Here is a 14,753-nt window from a genome sequence, read left to right as displayed (position 1 = left end):
CGATCTTCTTGGATAACCAGCGCAATCTCCTTCTCGCCGTGGTGCTGTGCGGCCTGCTCCTTTTCGGGTGGGACGCGATGATGCAGCAGTTCTATCCGCAACCCGACCGGCCGACGCCGACCCAGGCGGCAGCACCGGCTCCGTCGGCGAGCTCTGCCCCGACGCGCGAAGGTGGCCTGACCGATCCGGCGGCGGTGGCGCTCGAGAAGCGCGACCTTGCCACGGCGTTGAAGTCGCCGCAGCGCGTCCGGATAGACGCACCCGCGGTCTCGGGTTCGATCGACCTCGTCGGCGCACGGATCGACGACCTGACGCTCAAGGGTCGTCGCGAAACGCTCAAGAAGGATTCGGACCCCGTTCGCTTGTTCAGCCCCGCCGGCACGCCGGCGCAGCACTTCGCCCAGTTCGGCTGGGTGGGCGAAGGGCTGAGGGTCCCCGACGCGAAGACCGTCTGGACTGCCGAAGGCGGCCCGCTCGCGCCCGGAAAGCCGGTGACGCTGAAATGGCCCAATGGCGAGGGCCAGGTCTTCACGATCGAACTGTCGATCGACGACAACTACCTCATCACGGCCAAGCAGACCGTGGGCAACGCCTCGCGCGCACCCATCGTCGTGCGCCCGTTCGCAACCGTCAGCCGGACCTCCGCGACTGCCAGTCTCGACCAGTGGACGATCCATTCGGGCCCGATCGGCTATTTCGACGACGGCGTCGATTTCGGGACCGATTACGACGATATCGCGGCTGCCGGCCGACTGACCCCCGAAGGTTCGGCGCGCTGGATCGGCTTCACCGACATCTACTGGATGTCGGCCATCGTTCCGCAGTCAACCGCGCGGGTGGATGCCGATTTCCGCTCGCTTGGCGGCGGAGTGTTCCGCGCCGACGCGATCTACCAGCCGCTGACCGTACCCACGGGCCGCCAGATCTCGCGCACGACCCAGCTTTTCGCCGGGGCGAAAGAGAGCGAGGTCCTAGGCGGATACGAGCGGGCCGGCATCGCCGGATTCGACAACGCGATCGACTGGGGCTGGTTCGGGGTGATCGAGAAACCGATCCTCTGGCTGCTGCGCTGGCTCTACGGCATCGCGGGCAACTTCGGCGTGGCGATCATCCTGCTGACGGTCATCGTCCGCGGCCTGATGTTCCCCATCGCGCAAAAGCAGTTCGCCAGCATGGCGGCCATGCGCGCGATCCAGCCGAAGATGAAGGCGATCCAGGACCGATACAAGGACGACAAGCCCAAGCAGCAGCAGGAGATCATGGCGCTCTACAAGACCGAGGGCGTGAACCCGCTCGCGGGCTGCCTGCCGGTCCTGCTGCAGATCCCGATCTTCTATGGCCTCTACAAGGTCCTGATGGTCTCGATCGAGATGCGCCACAAGCCGTTCGCGCTCTGGATCCAGGACCTTTCCGCGCCCGACCCGGCGCACATCCTCAACCTCTTCGGCCTCTTGCCGTTCACTCCGCCAAGCTTCCTTGCGATCGGGCCGCTGGCGGTCCTGCTCGGCATCTCGATGTGGGCGACGTTCCGCCTCAACCCGCCTGCGACCGACCCCGTCCAGGCGCAGATGTTCAAGTTCATGCCGTGGGTGCTGATGTTCGTGATGGCGCCGTTTGCCGCGGGCTTGCTGATCTACTGGATCACCAACAACCTGCTGACGCTGGCCCAGCAGAGCTATCTCTATTCCAAGCACCCGCAGCTGCGGGCGCAGGCGGAAAAGGACAAGACCGACCAGGACCGGGCCAAGGCGCGCGACGCGAAGGCTAAAGGGTGAACGAGGAAGAGGCCGCTGCCGCCGAGCTGGAGGAACGCGCCCGCAAGCTCCTGACGGGGCGTGTCGAGTTCCTGCTCTCGGCGCCGCAGCTCAAGTTCCTGCCCGACCCGGTGGTGCCGGAGATCGCATTTGCCGGCCGGTCGAACGTCGGCAAGAGCTCGCTGCTCAACGCGCTCACGGGCCGCAAGAGCCTGGCCCGCGCGTCGGTCACTCCTGGGCGCACGCAGGAACTCAATTTCTTCGAGGTGGGTGACCCGCTCGCGCTGCGGCTGGTCGACATGCCTGGCTACGGTTTCGCCAAGGCACCGGTGAAGGTCGTGGAGCGGTGGAAGATGCTCGTGCGCGATTTCCTGCGCGGGCGGCAGGTCCTCAAGCGGACGCTGGTGCTGATCGACAGCCGCCACGGGGTGAAGGATGTCGACCGGGAAATGATGAAGCTGCTCGACGAAGCGGCGGTCGGTTATCGGCTGGTGCTGACCAAGGCCGACAAGATCAAGGCAAGCGAGCTTGCGGCCGTGCTGGATGCTACCCGGGCGGAAGCGCGCAAGCACGTTGCCGCCTATCCAGAGGTGCACGCCACCTCGAGCGAGAAAGGCATGGGGATCGCGCAGCTGCGCGCGGCGGTGCTCGCGGATTCCGAAACCTGACCTCAGCGGCCTAGGTCGCGAACAGCGATTCGAGGCTTGCGAACGCCTTCATCTCGATCGCGTTGCCGCTGGGGTCGCGGAAGAACATGGTCTTCTGCTCGCCCGGTTCTCCGGCGAAGCGGGTATAGGGCTCGATGTCGAAGCGGGTGCCGGCGTCGCGCATCTTCGCGGCCAGCGCGTCGAACGCCTCCAGGGTCAGCACCACTCCGAAATGCGGAACCGGCACGCCGTGGCCGTCGACGGGGTTGACCGCGGCGTCCCCGCTGGCGCGCTGCGGCGCGTGGTGCACGACGAACTGGTGGCCGAAGAAGTCGAAATCCACCCAGGCCTCGGCACTGCGGCCTTCGGGCAGGCCAAGGACGCCGCCATAGAAGGCGCGCGCTTCGGCGATGTCGCGAACGGGAACGGCGAGGTGGAACGGGCGCAGGCTCATGTCGGCAAGACTACCTCTCGATAAAGCATTTTCCTACAGTCATCGTGCCGTGTCACCAGACGGCGATGAACCGCGCCGAAGCCCGCCGAATCCTCGTCGAATTCGCTGCCGGGGCGGGAATGTCGGAGGCCGAGTTCTTTTCCCCTGGACACTGTGACAGGTGTGACAGCGTTCAGCCTCGACAGCACAAGGCTGAACGCCTAGGGCCCCGGACAGGTGGGAAACAGGGCAGTCCTTTGAAGCTTATCGTCGGTAACAGGAATTACTCGAGCTGGTCGTTGCGCGGCTGGCTGGCGGCCAAGCAGTCGGGCCTCGCGTTCGAGGAGCTGACCGTGCCGATCTACGGCGAGGAATGGGAGCACGTTAAGCGCGAGATGGGCGAGATCCAGCCCTCGAGCGGCAAGGTGCCCATCCTGTGGGATGGTGACGCAGTGATCTGGGACAGCCTGGCGATCCTCGATTACCTGGCCGACAAGGTGGGCCGCGATCGTTTCTGGCCCAAGGACGATGCGCCGCGCGGCATGGCCCGGTCGATGGTCGCCGAAATGCATTCGAGCTTCCTGCCGCTTCGCCGCCAGTGCCCGATGAACGTGAGAATGCGGCACGAAGGCGTCGGGTTCTCCGAAGAGACGACGGCCGACATCGTGCGTATCCTCCAGCTATGGGCCGAGGCCCGTGCGCGGTTCGGCCGGGGCGGGCCGTTCCTGTTCGGCACGTTCGGGGCCGCGGACGTGTTCTATGCACCGGTGGTCAGCCGGTTCGTGACGTATGGTGTGCCGGTGCCGGGATTCGCAAAGGCCTATATGGAGGCGGTCTGGGAACACGAATGGATGCAGGCGTGGATCAAGGCTGCCGAGGACGAGCAATGGGTGCTGGAACAGTTCGACGCCGTGCCCTCCCAAGGCTGATCGCGACGCTCGCGGCGCTTCTGCTCCTCCAGCCCTCGATCGCGGGTGCATGGGGCTATTTCGGGCACGAGACCACCGCGCGGATCGCCCTTGCCAACGTGCGGCCGGAGACTCGCACGGCGATCGCTCGCCTGATCGCGCACGACCGTGAGCTCGGCACGCCCGACTGCCGTATCCGCAACCTCGCCGACGCGGCGACCTGGCCCGACTGCCTTCGCCGCGAGGGCTGGCGCTGGGGCTACACGTTCGCGTGGCATTACCAGACACAGCCTGTCGACCAGCCGTACGACCTGCGGCGCAGCTGCTCGGGCGGGAATTGCGTGACCGCGCAGATCGAGCGCAACCAGCGCATCCTTGCGGACGAAACTCTCCCCGCGAACGTCCGGCTCGAGGCGCTGGCGTTCATGGTCCACTTTGCGGGCGACATCCACATGCCGCTGCACTCGGGCGACAACGACGACCGCGGCGGGAATGACGTCGCCGCGCAGTACGGGATCGTACCGGGGCTCAACCTTCACTCGATCTGGGACGGCGCGCTCGCCGAACGTGCGGTCACCGCGGCCATTCCTCCCCTTGTCCGGCGCTATTCGCCTGCCGAACGCGCCGCCCTCGGCGGCGGCGACTCAGCGCAGTGGGGAGCCGAAAGCCACGCCCTGGCGCGCGACTTCGTCTACCCCAACGCTTTCGGGTCCGAGCCGCCATCGAACGCGGCGATCCTGACCCAGGAGGCGATCGTGGCGGCGGTTCCCGTGGCCGAGCGCCGCATCGTGCAGGCGGGCATCCGGATCGCGGGATACCTCGACGCCGCGTTTGCGCCCGGACCCTTGCCCGAACCGGAGCGACGCCCGTGACCCAATTAGTCGACCTCGCCGAGCAACTGATCGCCTGCCCCAGCGTGACCCCGGCATCGGGAATGGTGTTCGACGCCCTCGAGGCGATGCTGGCGCCGCTCGGGTTCGAGATCGATCGCTTCGTGACAGGGGAAGCGCCCGACGGACCGGTGGAGAACCTGTTCGCGATACGCCGTGGGCCGAAAGGTTCGCGGCACTTCGCCTTTGCGGGCCACCTCGACGTCGTCCCGCCCGGCGAAGGGTGGACCACCGCGCCCTTCGCGCCCGAGCGGCGTGGCGATCTCCTCTACGGACGCGGCGCGGTGGACATGAAGGGCGCGATCGCAGCGATGGTGGCTGCGGTCGCCGAGGTGCCGGCCGATGCCGGGACGATCAGCTTCGTCATAACGGGAGACGAGGAAGGGCCGGCCGTCCATGGAACGCGCGCGTTGATCGATCGCATGCGCGAGCGGGGCGACATTCCCGATCTCATCCTCGTCGGCGAGCCCACTTCGGCCAATCGGCTCGGCGACATGGTGAAGATCGGTCGCCGCGGCTCGGTCAACGTATGGCTCGAGGTCGATGGCACGCAGGGGCACGTCGCCTATCCGCACCTTGCCGACAACCCCATCCCGAAGCTGGTGGCGATGCTCGCCGAACTCGACGCGCTCGAACTCGACGACGGGCACGAGTGGTTCCAGCCTTCGAACCTCGAGATCACCGACCTCGAGGTCGGCAATCCGGCGACGAACGTGATCCCGGCCAAGGCGAGGGCGCGGGTGTCGGTCCGCTTCAACGCGCATCACACCGGAGAGGAGATCGCCGCGCGGATATCCGAGGTGGCCCTGCGCCATGGCGGCACCGCCCGGCCGGTCATCAGCGGCGAAGCGTTCCTGACCCCGCCCGGTGCGTTTTCCGCGATGATCAGTGCCGCGGTCGAAGCCGAGACCGGCATCGCTCCCGAGCTCTCGACCACCGGGGGAACGTCGGATGCGCGGTTCCTGAAAGACCTCGCGCCGGTGATCGAGTTCGGCCTGTGCAATGCGACGATGCACAAGCGCGACGAGGCAGTCGCGATGGCGGATCTGGAAACGCTCGCCCGCATCTATGCACGAATTGCATGGACCGCTCTAAACGGCTGATTGTGCTGGCGCGAAGCCGCTGATAATCCCGCCGCTCATTTGAGGGGAGGGGCCGCGATGGACCGCAGGCTGACGTTCTGGATTCTCGTCGGCATGGTGCTGGGCGTGGTCGTCGGGCAGGCGCTCAACGCGACGCTCGATCCTGCGGTCATCAAGGAGAGCGTCGCCCCGTGGCTCAAGCTGCTGAGCGACATCTTCCTGAACCTGATCAAGATGCTGGTGGCGCCGCTGGTGCTGTCGACGATCGTGGTCGGCATCGCCAACATGGGCGACAGCGCCGCTCTGGGCCGGATCGGCGTCCGCTCGATCGCGTGGTTCATCACGGCCAGCCTGATCTCGATCGGCCTCGGCCTGGTGATGGTCAACCTGTTCCAGCCCGGGGTCGGTGCGCCGATCCCCGATGCCGCTGCGGCGACGGCGGCCCTGGGCGAAGTCAAGGAACTGAAGGCGACCGAATTCATCCTGTCGATCTTCCCCAAGAACGCCGTCGAAGCGATGGCGACCAACAATATCCTACAGATCCTGGTGTTCTCGATCTTCGCGGGCGTCGCGCTCTCGGCGATTGGCGAGCGAGGCGCGGCGCTCGTGCGCGGAGCCGACGCGCTGGCCGAAATGATGCTCCAGGTGACCGGCTACGTGATGCGCTATGCGCCGATCGCGGTGTTCGCTGCCATCGCCAACGTCGTCGCGGCGAGCGGGCTGGGGATCCTCGGTACATATGTCGAGTTGCTGCTCGAGTTCTACTTCAGCCTCGTCATCCTGTGGGCGATCCTGCTGACAATCGGGGCGATGTTCCTGCACGGGCGGATCTGGACCCTGATCCGGTACATCAGGCAGCCGATCATGATCGCCTTCTCGACCGCGTCGAGCGAGGCCGCTCTGCCCAAACTGTTCGAGCAACTCGACCGCTTCGGCGTGCCGCGACGCATCTCGGGCTTCATGCTGCCGCTGGGCTACTCGTTCAATCTGGACGGCTCGATGATGTACATGAGCTTCGCGACGATCTTCATCGCGCAGGCTTATGGGATCGACCTGTCGATCGGCACGCAGATCATGATCCTGCTGACCCTGATGATCTCCTCGAAGGGTATCGCCGCGGTTCCGCGCGCGAGTCTCGTGGTGATCACCGGTACGCTGGCGATGTTCGGCCTGCCGGTCGAAGGCGTGGCGATCATCCTGGCGATCGACCAGTTCCTCGACATGGGCCGTACCGCGACCAACGTCGTCGGCAATGCGGTTGCGACTTCGGTGATCACCAAGTGGGAAGGCATGCTCGAGGTGGAGGAACCCGAGTATGTGCCGCATCCCGAAGCGCCTGCGCACACGGCCGCCGACGGCAAGCGCGGGCTCGAGCTCGATCCGGAAAACTTCGCCTAGGCCAACCGCCCGTCGGGAACCGTGACATCGCCTGGTCGCTTCCCTAGGGTAGCGGCCAAGCCATCACGGAGGATCATCGTCGGTATCTGGTTTGCCATTCCGCTTTGGAAGCGGGTCGTCGGTGCGCTGCTTCTGGGAGTAGTCGCCGGACTTGTCTGGGGACCGGGTGCCGAAAGCATCAAGATAGTCGGCGACGTCTTCATCGCCTTCATCAAGATGCTGGTGGTGCCGCTGATTTTCCTGTCGGTCGTATCGGGCGTCGCATCGATCGGCGATCTGCGGAAGCTGGGCTCGGTCGGATGGCGCGCATTGCTGCTGTTTCTCCTGACCAGTCAGGTCGCAGTCTGGCTGGGTCTTGCGCTCGGCACCGTCTTCACCCCGGGGCTGGGGGTGGATACCAGCGCCATCGTCCGCGGCGATCCGCCGGCGCCGAGCGAGGCGACGTGGCGCGACATGCTGCTCGGCGTCATTCCGCAAAGCCCCGTCCAGGTCATGGCCGATGCCAACGTCCTGCCGCTCATCGTCTTTGCCCTGCTCGTCGGGGTGGGCATCGTGATGGCGAAAGAGGAAGGCGGACCGGTCGCCCGCCTTTTCGATTCGGGGGCCGTGGTCATGCAGAAGGTGACCATCCTCGTCATGGAACTGACCCCGTTCGGCGTATTCGCGCTGATGGCCTGGGTTGCCGGTACGCTCGGACGCGACGCGCTCGTCGCATTGGCCCAGGTGGTCGCGCTCAACTATCTGGGCTGCTTCCTCATCATCGGGCTGGTCTACGCCTCGCTGATCCGCTTCGTCGCCAAGCTGCCGGTGGTCGATTTCTTCCGCGGCATGGCCGATGCGATCGCGGTGGCCTATTCGACCGCGTCGTCGAGCGCGACCCTGCCGGTGACGCTGCGCTGCACGCAGCGCAACCTTGGCGTCAGCGCCCCGACCTCGAGCTTCGTGGTGTCGCTCGGGGCGACGATCAACATGGACGGGACCGCGATGTATCTCGGCCTCGCGACCCTTTTCGGGGCGCAGCTGTTCGGCGTCCCGCTCGACCTTGGCGATTACATCCTCGTCTCCGTACTCGCCACGCTGGGTTCGATCGGCGCAGCGGGTATCCCCGGATCTGGTCTGATCATGATGGCGCTGGTCTTTGGCGCGGTCGGCGTGCCGCTGGAGACGATCGCCTTCGTCGCCGGGATCGACCGGATCATGGACATGATGCGCACCGCCACCAACGTGACCGGCGACGGTACCGTGACCACGACCGTCGCCGCGCTTGTCGGCGACATCGATCGGGGCGAGATGATCTCCGCCGACGATGTCTAGCATCTCCGATGACGCGGGCGCATGGTGCAGCGGCTGACGGAGGGGGGATCATGAGCGCACAGGAATCCATTCTGGACCAGGCCAAGGCATGGATGGCTGCCTATGGCGATGACCTTGCCGCGGGTGACCGCGATGCCATCGTCGCGCGCTATCACCCCGAGGGTGCGTGGTTCGGCATGAATGCAGCAAAGGCGTTCCGGAGCCTGCCGGACATCCGCGCTCGCTATGCCAGCGTATGGCAGCCACCTACCGAGTTCCGCTGGATCGGACTTGCCTATGAAGTCGCGGGCCCCGACGCGGTCGTTGCCACCGGCCAGTTCCATTGGGGTATCGAAGGCGGGTCGCGAACCTACTCGTATACCGGACTGTTGCTCCGGCTGGACGGCACCTTCCGCATCCGCATCGAAGAGGAATCGTTCGTCCTCAACTGACCGGACGGCCCTTGGGCTTCTCGACCACCTTTTGCCGGTACGAGCAAAGGTCCGCTACCGGACACCGCCAGCATTCGGGCGTGCGCGCCTTGCAGACGTAGCGGCCGTGGAGGATCAGCCAGTGGTGCGCGCCCAGGCGAAAAGGGGCGGGCACGCGTTTCTCCAGCTTGGCCTCGACCGCCTCGGGCGTTTTGCCCTTCGCAAGACCGGTGCGATTGCCCACCCGGAAGATGTGCGTGTCGACCGCGAAGGTCTCCTGCCCGAACCAGCAGTTGAGCACGACGTTGGCCGTCTTGCGGCCGACCCCCGGCAGCCGCACGAGCTCTTCGCGCGTCTGCGGCACCTCGCCGCCGAACTCATCGACCAGTAATCTCGACAGCAGGATGACGTTCTTGGCCTTCGAGTTGAAAAGGCCGATCGTCTTGATGTGCTCCTTCAGGCCGTCTTCGCCGAGGTCGAGCATCTGTTGCGGCGTTTCGACCGCCTGGAAAAGTGCCCGGGTCGCCTTGTTGACCCCGACGTCGGTCGCCTGCGCCGACAGCGCCACGGCAACCACGAGTTGATAGGCGTTGCCGTATTCGAGTTCCGTTTCGGGCGAAGGGTTGTCTTCCGCAAGGCGGCGGAAGAATTCGAAAATCTGGTCGCGCGTCATGGTTTTCCGGTTGGTCGCCTTCCGCCGGCGCGCTCCAGCGCGGCGATCTTGGCCTCGACCTCCTCGTCGATCCGGTCGAGCCGGGCAAGGTGCGCGCGCATTTCCTCGATCATTCGGTCGCGGCGGCGCTGCATCGCATCGGAGAACGCCGCCGCGATGATCCCCGTCGGCATGGCCACGAACGCCACGCCGCCCAGCGCGACGAGCGCTGCGAAGACCTTGCCGAGTGCCGTCACCGGAACGACGTCGCCGTAACCGACCGTCGTGAACGTATTGACCGACCACCACAGCGCCCGCGGGATCGAGCCGAAAGCCTCGGGCTGAACCGTCCCTTCCACCACGAACAGCGCAGTTGCGCCGAACAGCAGAAGCAGTGCGGCGAGGGCGACGGTGACGATCAGGTCGTCCTTGCGCTCGCCGATCGCGGCCCCGATCTCGCGCAATGCTGCCGAAAATCGGCCGAACTTCATGACTGCAATCACCCGAACGAGCCGGACCATGCGCAGCACCGCGACATCGGCGGTGATGAGCGGGAGGAGCGTCGAGGCGATAACGACCAGGTCGATCAGACCGAGCGGCGATCGAATGAAGTGCCAGCGCTTTCGCCACGCGCTCTCGGGTCCCGGCTCCTCGGCAGCTGCGAAGATTCGCGCCGCATATTCGAGGACGAAGATGGTTCCGAAGACGAGTTCGGCAATCACCAGGTCGCGGTGCCACCGCGCACCCAGTGACGGTTCTGTCGATAGCACCGCGGTCGCCACCGCAACGATGATCACCGCCACCAGCAAACGGTTCATCCATGTCAGGTGTCCGTCGAGTTCCGCGCCGACGGTCAGTTGGTGGTGCAGGTATCGCCGCAGTCGTGCCATGCCCCGCGCCCGTTCCCTTAGTCCAACCCGAGCACCTGCGGCATCGTGTAGCGGCCCGCATCGCGGCCAATGAGCCACGTCGCCCCTGCCACGGCTCCGCGGGCGAAGATTCCCCGGTCCTCTGCGACATGCGTCAACGTCAGGCGCTCCTGCTCACCGGCGAGGATCACACTGTGCTCGCCCGCGACGGTGCCGCCGCGCAGGCTTGCAAAACCGATGGCGCCTTCCGCGCGGCGCCCGGTGATCCCGTCGCGGCCACGCTCGCTGTTGGTTGCCAGGTCGATTCCGCGCCCGTTCGCCGCAGCCTCGCCGAGCAGGAGCGCCGTGCCGCTCGGCGCATCCACCTTCATCCGGTGATGCATCTCGAGCACCTCGATGTCCCAATCCGGTCCGAGACGCGCGGCCGCCTCGCGCACAAGGTGGGCGAGGAGCGTCACGCCGAGCGAGGTGTTGCCCGTCTGCAGGACCGGGATCGCCAAGGCCGCCGAATCGAGCGCCGCGTGATGTCTTTGCTCGAGACCGGTGGTGCCGATGAGGATCGGAATGCCCGCGCCGACCGCGGCGTGCAGGTTGCCCTCAAGCGCCGCCGGAGCGGTGAAATCCACGAGCACGTCGCTTGCTTCGGCCAGGTTCGCGGTGTTGCCGCCCTGGTCTACGCCGCCGGAAAGATCGTGCCCTGCGTCGGCAATGGCCCGCGCGAGCGCGTGCCCCATGCGCCCTTCGCTGCCGATGATACCGATACGCGCCATTGCCACTCCCCTGCCGCCCATGCTTCATGGGCGACATGAGCGACATCCGCAACATCGTCATCCTCACCGGCGCCGGCGTCAGCGCCGAAAGCGGCATCGACACTTTCCGCAGCGGGACCGATGGCGCACCGAGCCTGTGGGAACAGCACCGGGTCGAGGATGTCGCCACTCCCGAAGGCTTCGCGCGCGATCCGGACCTCGTCCTCCGCTTCTACGACATGCGCCGCGAGGCCATTCAGACCAAGCAGCCCAATCCCGCGCATCACGCCCTCGCCAAGCTCGATGCGGAATGGCGCGGCGAACTGCTCATTGTCACCCAGAACGTCGACGATCTGCACGAAAGGGCGGGTGCACGCCGCGTTCTGCACATGCACGGAGAGCACCTCAATGCGTGGTGCACCACGTGCGATACGCGCAGCAGGTGGACTGGGCCGTTGATCGACCGGCCGGCCTGTCCGGCTTGCGAAGCCCGCGCGCTGCGTCCCGACGTCGTGTGGTTCGGCGAAATGCCCTACCGGATGGACGAGATCTACGCCGCGCTGCGCCGGGCGGACCTGTTCGTCAGTATCGGCACGAGCGGCGCCGTCTATCCGGCGGCGGGGTTTGTGCGTGATGCGCGCAGCCTTGGAGCCAAGACGCTCGAACTCAACCTCGAGCGCAGCCAGGGTTCGGGCTGGTTCGACGAGACGCGGCTGGGGCCTGCCAGCAACCTGGTCCCCGGCTGGGTGGACGAGGTGCTAGGCGGGTGAAGATCCGCACGTGCGGCAGCCGGGATCCTTGGAGATTCTGAAGCTCCGCATCCCCGGGGCGAGCCCGTCGAGCGTGAAAAGGGTGCCCCATTGCGGCTCGCCCATCTGGGGTGCGATGAGCACGCGGATTGCCTGAAGCGCCGCGAACGTTCCGGTCCAGCCGGCCATCGCGCCGAGCATGCCGTCGTCGGCACAGGTGTCGCAGTCGTCGTTGTCGAACGCGTCGCCGACGAAGCAGCGGTAACAGGCGTGCTCGGCGAGGTGGCCCGCGAAGGCTCCGACCTGGCCCTGGAAGCGGCCCACGGCTGCGCTGAGGAGCGGAATGCCGCTCGCCACGCAGGCATCGGCGACGGCCAGGCGGGTGGCGAAATTGTCGGTCCCGTCGAGCACGAGATCGGCCCCCGCGATCGCCGGCGCGGCATTGTCCGGCGCGATCCGCCGATCATCGAGCGCGACTTCCAGCTTGTGGTCGAAGTTCGCCAGCCAGCGCCGCGCGGCCACCGCCTTGCCGTGGCCCACGTCGCGTTCAGAATAGATCGTCTGGCGCTGGAGGTTGCTCGTCTCGACCTTTCCGTCATCGATAAGGGTCAGCTTTCCGACCCCTGCCCCGGCGAGGTACTGGAGCGCGGGAGAGCCGATTCCGCCGAGCCCGACGATCGCAACATGGGCCTCGGACAAGGCGAACTGCCCCGCGCCGCCGACCTCGGGAATGATGATCTGCCGCGCGAACCGGTCGAGGCGTTCAGGGGAAAAAGCCATGGAACGGCTGTTGGCATCCTGTGCAGCGCCTGTCGACAAGGCCGTGCGCTCAGATGACCTCGACGTTCTTGGCCAGCGTTTTGAAGCGCATCCCGTCGGCTTGCCGCACCGTGATCGTCACTGCGCCGGTCTTGCTGACGTGACGATCCTCGACCGTGCCCGCCTTGCCCTTATGCACCCCTGCAATCACCCTGCAGGAAACGCCGTCGACGATCGCACCGGTCGCCATCGTCAGCTCTCGAGTTGGCGGAGGAGCGACCGGACGTCGCCGTCCATGTCCGCATCGCGCTGGCGCAGGTCCTCGATCAGGCGGACCGCATGGATCACCGTCGAGTGGTCCCGTCCGCCGAACTTGCGGCCGATCTCGGGATACGACCGCGGGGTAAGCACCTTGGAAAGGTACATCGCCACCTGCCGCGGGCGGACGACCGCGCGGGCGCGGCGCTTCGAGGCCATCTCGGCGCGATCGATGCGGTAGAACTGGCAGACCGTGCGCTGGATCTCGTCGATGGTGATCCGGCGGCGGTTGGCGGAGAGGATGTCGGTGAGCTGTTCCTCGGCGAGCTGGAGCGAAACCTCCTGTCCCGTCAGCTGGGCATAGGCGATCAGCTTGTTGAGGCCGCCGACCAGCTCGCGAATGTTGCGCGTGATGGTGCGGGCGAGAAAGTCGACGACGTCCGCCGGGACTTCGAGCGGCGCGAAGCGAGTCAGCTTCGATTCGAGGATCGAGCGGCGCAGTTCGATGTCGGCCGCCTGGATATCCGCGACGAGGCCCATGCTGAGGCGGCTGAGCAGCCGTGGCTCGACTCCGTCGAGCGCCTGCGGGGCGCGGTCGGCGGCGAACACCAGTCGCTTGCCCTCGGCGAGCAGCGCGTCGATCGTGTAGAGCAGCTCTTCCTGCGCGCTTGCCTTGCCGATGATGAACTGGATGTCGTCGACCAGCAGGAGATCGAACGAACGCAGGCGGGCCTTGAACTCGATTGTCTGGTTCGATTTCAGCGCCTGGACGAATTCGACCATGAAGCGCTCGGCGCTGCAGTAGAAGATTCGCGCACGCGGATGGCTGCCGAGATAGGCGTGGCCGATCGCGTGGAGGAGGTGCGTCTTCCCCTGGCCCGTCGCTGCCTTGAGGTAGAGCGGCGAGAACTGCGGCTGCTCGGTCGCCGACATGCGCTGCGCGGCGTTGCACGCCAGCACGTTAGCCTCGCCGGTGACGAATGCCGCGAAGGTCAGCGAAGGGTCGAGGCCGATCGACGAGGTGAACCCGCGATCGCCGATGGTGCCCGCGGCGACTGCGATCATGCTGGTGTCGCTGCCGTCGTTCGCCGGGCGGCGGCCGTCACCGAACGACAGTTCGGGCAGCTTGCGGCGGCCGGGGTGGACCTTGATCTCGACGTTGCGGACTTCGCTCCGGGCTATCTTCCAGGCAAGGCTCAGCCGGTCGTGGAACCGGTCCAGCACCCAGTTGGCGCTGAACTCGGTCGGCAGGTACAGCTCGAGCGTACCGGTGTCTTCGGCAAAGCCGCCGACCTGGATCGGCTTGATCCACTGGCTGTGAAGCTGGTGACCCAGGTCCTTGCGGAGCCCCTGGCTGATGTCTGCCCAATCGGCCGCCAGGTTTACCGCTTCCAGATCTTCCATGCCGTCCTCTGTGCCCCTGTACCGCGCAGCATTTCCGCTGCCGACGCTCCCGTTAATCGACATTTCGTCCTCGCCTTTGCGCGACTTCTGCGGACCCGCATTTTTCCCCCGCTCCGGGCACGACTTCCCACTTCCCGAATTCACCTGGAATCGAGTCGAACGGGCCGGTCCAAAGCTGTAATCGCGGGGCGGTCCAAGCGCCCTGCGGACACTTCTTTTCAACAGCCGCGTGCGCCTTGCAAGGGCGACGTCGAAAAAAAACTGAAATAAAGGCTGTTGACTCGCCGAATCCCGCAGACTTGCGTTCAACCTACTGAATCGAAACGGTTAAGTATGTTACGAAAGTGCGAATCGCGGGATTTGCGCGGTTTTCTAATAACCGGTGCGCGCATACGACAACGCCGGCGCCTTGCGGCACCGGCGTCGTTTGCTTTTCGTTCCGTAGCAGACCCGAACCGATCGGCCCGGGGCAGCGAA

Annotated in this window: 16 protein-coding genes; 9 read left to right on the top strand and 7 right to left on the bottom strand. The window is 66.0% G+C overall.

Annotated features, from left to right (window positions below; all coding sequences use genetic code 11):
- The first annotated feature begins 8 nt into the window (after window positions 1-8).
- Both yidC and yihA read left to right on the top strand, forming a co-directional pair.
- Window positions 9-1,775 carry a membrane protein insertase YidC gene (yidC, locus tag A6F68_RS00080; RefSeq protein ID WP_067674597.1) on the top strand — a complete coding sequence of 589 codons (1,767 nt, stop codon included), beginning with the start codon at window positions 9-11 and terminating at the stop codon, window positions 1,773-1,775.
- Window positions 1,772-2,422: a ribosome biogenesis GTP-binding protein YihA/YsxC gene (yihA, locus tag A6F68_RS00075; RefSeq protein ID WP_067674594.1), complete on the top strand. Its 651-nt coding sequence runs from the start codon at window positions 1,772-1,774 to the stop codon at window positions 2,420-2,422. The genes yidC and yihA overlap by 4 nt, the downstream gene beginning before the upstream one ends.
- Window positions 2,423-2,432: 10 nt before the next feature.
- Here yihA and A6F68_RS00070 read toward each other — a convergent pair whose 3' ends face one another.
- Window positions 2,433-2,855 carry a VOC family protein gene (locus A6F68_RS00070; RefSeq protein ID WP_067674591.1) on the bottom strand — a complete coding sequence of 141 codons (423 nt, stop codon included), beginning with the start codon at window positions 2,853-2,855 and terminating at the stop codon, window positions 2,433-2,435.
- A 236-nt stretch (window positions 2,856-3,091) separates the two neighbouring features.
- Here A6F68_RS00070 and A6F68_RS00065 point away from each other — a divergent pair, with 236 nt between their 5' ends.
- The 6 genes from A6F68_RS00065 (at window position 3,092) to A6F68_RS00040 (ending at window position 8,857) form a co-directional block, all read left to right on the top strand.
- A complete protein-coding gene (locus tag A6F68_RS00065) occupies window positions 3,092-3,763 on the top strand; it encodes a glutathione S-transferase family protein (protein WP_067674588.1) in 672 nt (223 codons plus the stop codon).
- On the top strand, window positions 3,721-4,614 hold the full coding sequence (locus A6F68_RS00060; RefSeq protein ID WP_067674585.1) for a S1/P1 nuclease: 894 nt from the start codon (window positions 3,721-3,723) through the stop codon (window positions 4,612-4,614). Before A6F68_RS00065 ends, A6F68_RS00060 begins: the two co-directional genes overlap by 43 nt.
- Window positions 4,611-5,735 (top strand): succinyl-diaminopimelate desuccinylase, encoded by a 1,125-nt coding sequence (gene dapE, locus A6F68_RS00055; protein ID WP_067674582.1) that lies wholly within the window; start codon window positions 4,611-4,613, stop codon window positions 5,733-5,735. The genes A6F68_RS00060 and dapE overlap by 4 nt, the downstream gene beginning before the upstream one ends.
- 57 nt (window positions 5,736-5,792) lie before the next feature.
- Entirely contained in the window at window positions 5,793-7,112 is a 1,320-nt protein-coding gene (locus tag A6F68_RS00050; RefSeq protein ID WP_067674580.1) for a dicarboxylate/amino acid:cation symporter, read from the top strand.
- Between the two features lie 75 nt (window positions 7,113-7,187).
- On the top strand, window positions 7,188-8,426 hold the full coding sequence (locus A6F68_RS00045; protein WP_067681735.1) for a dicarboxylate/amino acid:cation symporter: 1,239 nt from the start codon (window positions 7,188-7,190) through the stop codon (window positions 8,424-8,426).
- A gap of 50 nt (window positions 8,427-8,476) precedes the next feature.
- Window positions 8,477-8,857, top strand: coding sequence for a nuclear transport factor 2 family protein (locus A6F68_RS00040; RefSeq protein ID WP_157096578.1), 381 nt, complete (start codon window positions 8,477-8,479; stop codon window positions 8,855-8,857).
- On the opposite strand, the gene nth is transcribed toward A6F68_RS00040, so the two are convergent.
- From nth to dapB, 3 genes are read right to left on the bottom strand one after another with little or no spacing between them, the layout of a single operon-like run.
- On the bottom strand, window positions 8,850-9,509 hold the full coding sequence (nth, locus tag A6F68_RS00035) for an endonuclease III (RefSeq protein ID WP_067674574.1): 660 nt from the start codon (window positions 9,507-9,509) through the stop codon (window positions 8,850-8,852). The genes A6F68_RS00040 and nth overlap by 8 nt on opposite strands.
- Window positions 9,506-10,378, bottom strand: coding sequence for an ion transporter (locus A6F68_RS00030; RefSeq protein WP_067674571.1), 873 nt, complete (start codon window positions 10,376-10,378; stop codon window positions 9,506-9,508). The genes nth and A6F68_RS00030 overlap by 4 nt, the downstream gene beginning before the upstream one ends.
- A 17-nt stretch (window positions 10,379-10,395) precedes the next feature.
- Window positions 10,396-11,127: a 4-hydroxy-tetrahydrodipicolinate reductase gene (gene dapB / locus A6F68_RS00025; RefSeq protein ID WP_067674568.1), complete on the bottom strand. Its 732-nt coding sequence runs from the start codon at window positions 11,125-11,127 to the stop codon at window positions 10,396-10,398.
- A gap of 35 nt (window positions 11,128-11,162) precedes the next feature.
- Here dapB and A6F68_RS00020 point away from each other — a divergent pair, with 35 nt between their 5' ends.
- Window positions 11,163-11,876 carry an NAD-dependent deacylase gene (locus A6F68_RS00020; protein ID WP_067681732.1) on the top strand — a complete coding sequence of 238 codons (714 nt, stop codon included), beginning with the start codon at window positions 11,163-11,165 and terminating at the stop codon, window positions 11,874-11,876.
- Here A6F68_RS00020 and A6F68_RS00015 read toward each other — a convergent pair.
- From A6F68_RS00015 to dnaA, 3 genes are read right to left on the bottom strand one after another with little or no spacing between them, the layout of a single operon-like run.
- On the bottom strand, window positions 11,865-12,635 hold the full coding sequence (locus tag A6F68_RS00015) for a HesA/MoeB/ThiF family protein (RefSeq protein ID WP_067674565.1): 771 nt from the start codon (window positions 12,633-12,635) through the stop codon (window positions 11,865-11,867). The two genes, A6F68_RS00020 and A6F68_RS00015, sit on opposite strands and share 12 nt — an antisense overlap.
- A gap of 49 nt (window positions 12,636-12,684) precedes the next feature.
- On the bottom strand, window positions 12,685-12,864 hold the full coding sequence (locus A6F68_RS00010) for an RNA-binding protein (RefSeq protein WP_067674562.1): 180 nt from the start codon (window positions 12,862-12,864) through the stop codon (window positions 12,685-12,687).
- A 2-nt stretch (window positions 12,865-12,866) separates the two neighbouring features.
- Window positions 12,867-14,276: a chromosomal replication initiator protein DnaA gene (gene dnaA, locus A6F68_RS00005; protein ID WP_067674559.1), complete on the bottom strand. Its 1,410-nt coding sequence runs from the start codon at window positions 14,274-14,276 to the stop codon at window positions 12,867-12,869.
- Window positions 14,277-14,753 lie beyond the last annotated feature (477 nt).

The organism is Tsuneonella dongtanensis (assembly GCF_001698205.1).
Lineage (GTDB): Bacteria > Pseudomonadota > Alphaproteobacteria > Sphingomonadales > Sphingomonadaceae > Tsuneonella > Tsuneonella dongtanensis.
This window is presented reverse-complemented; position numbering and strand designations above follow the sequence as displayed.

What these genes read in the sequence shown, in the direction of transcription:
- A6F68_RS00015 (WP_067674565.1), bottom strand. Translation starts at nt 12,635, where the DNA reads ATGGCTTTTTCCCCTGAACGCCTCGACCGGTTCGCGCGGCAGATCATC.
- nth (WP_067674574.1), bottom strand. Translation starts at nt 9,509, where the DNA reads ATGACGCGCGACCAGATTTTCGAATTCTTCCGCCGCCTTGCGGAAGAC.
- A6F68_RS00050 (WP_067674580.1), top strand. Translation starts at nt 5,793, where the DNA reads ATGGACCGCAGGCTGACGTTCTGGATTCTCGTCGGCATGGTGCTGGGC.
- A6F68_RS00030 (WP_067674571.1), bottom strand. Translation starts at nt 10,378, where the DNA reads ATGGCACGACTGCGGCGATACCTGCACCACCAACTGACCGTCGGCGCG.
- dnaA (WP_067674559.1), bottom strand. Translation starts at nt 14,276, where the DNA reads ATGGAAGATCTGGAAGCGGTAAACCTGGCGGCCGATTGGGCAGACATC.
- A6F68_RS00060 (WP_067674585.1), top strand. Translation starts at nt 3,721, where the DNA reads ATGGGTGCTGGAACAGTTCGACGCCGTGCCCTCCCAAGGCTGATCGCG.
- dapB (WP_067674568.1), bottom strand. Translation starts at nt 11,127, where the DNA reads ATGGCGCGTATCGGTATCATCGGCAGCGAAGGGCGCATGGGGCACGCG.
- A6F68_RS00070 (WP_067674591.1), bottom strand. Translation starts at nt 2,855, where the DNA reads ATGAGCCTGCGCCCGTTCCACCTCGCCGTTCCCGTTCGCGACATCGCC.
- A6F68_RS00010 (WP_067674562.1), bottom strand. Translation starts at nt 12,864, where the DNA reads ATGGCGACCGGTGCGATCGTCGACGGCGTTTCCTGCAGGGTGATTGCA.
- A6F68_RS00020 (WP_067681732.1), top strand. Translation starts at nt 11,163, where the DNA reads ATGAGCGACATCCGCAACATCGTCATCCTCACCGGCGCCGGCGTCAGC.
- A6F68_RS00040 (WP_157096578.1), top strand. Translation starts at nt 8,477, where the DNA reads ATGAGCGCACAGGAATCCATTCTGGACCAGGCCAAGGCATGGATGGCT.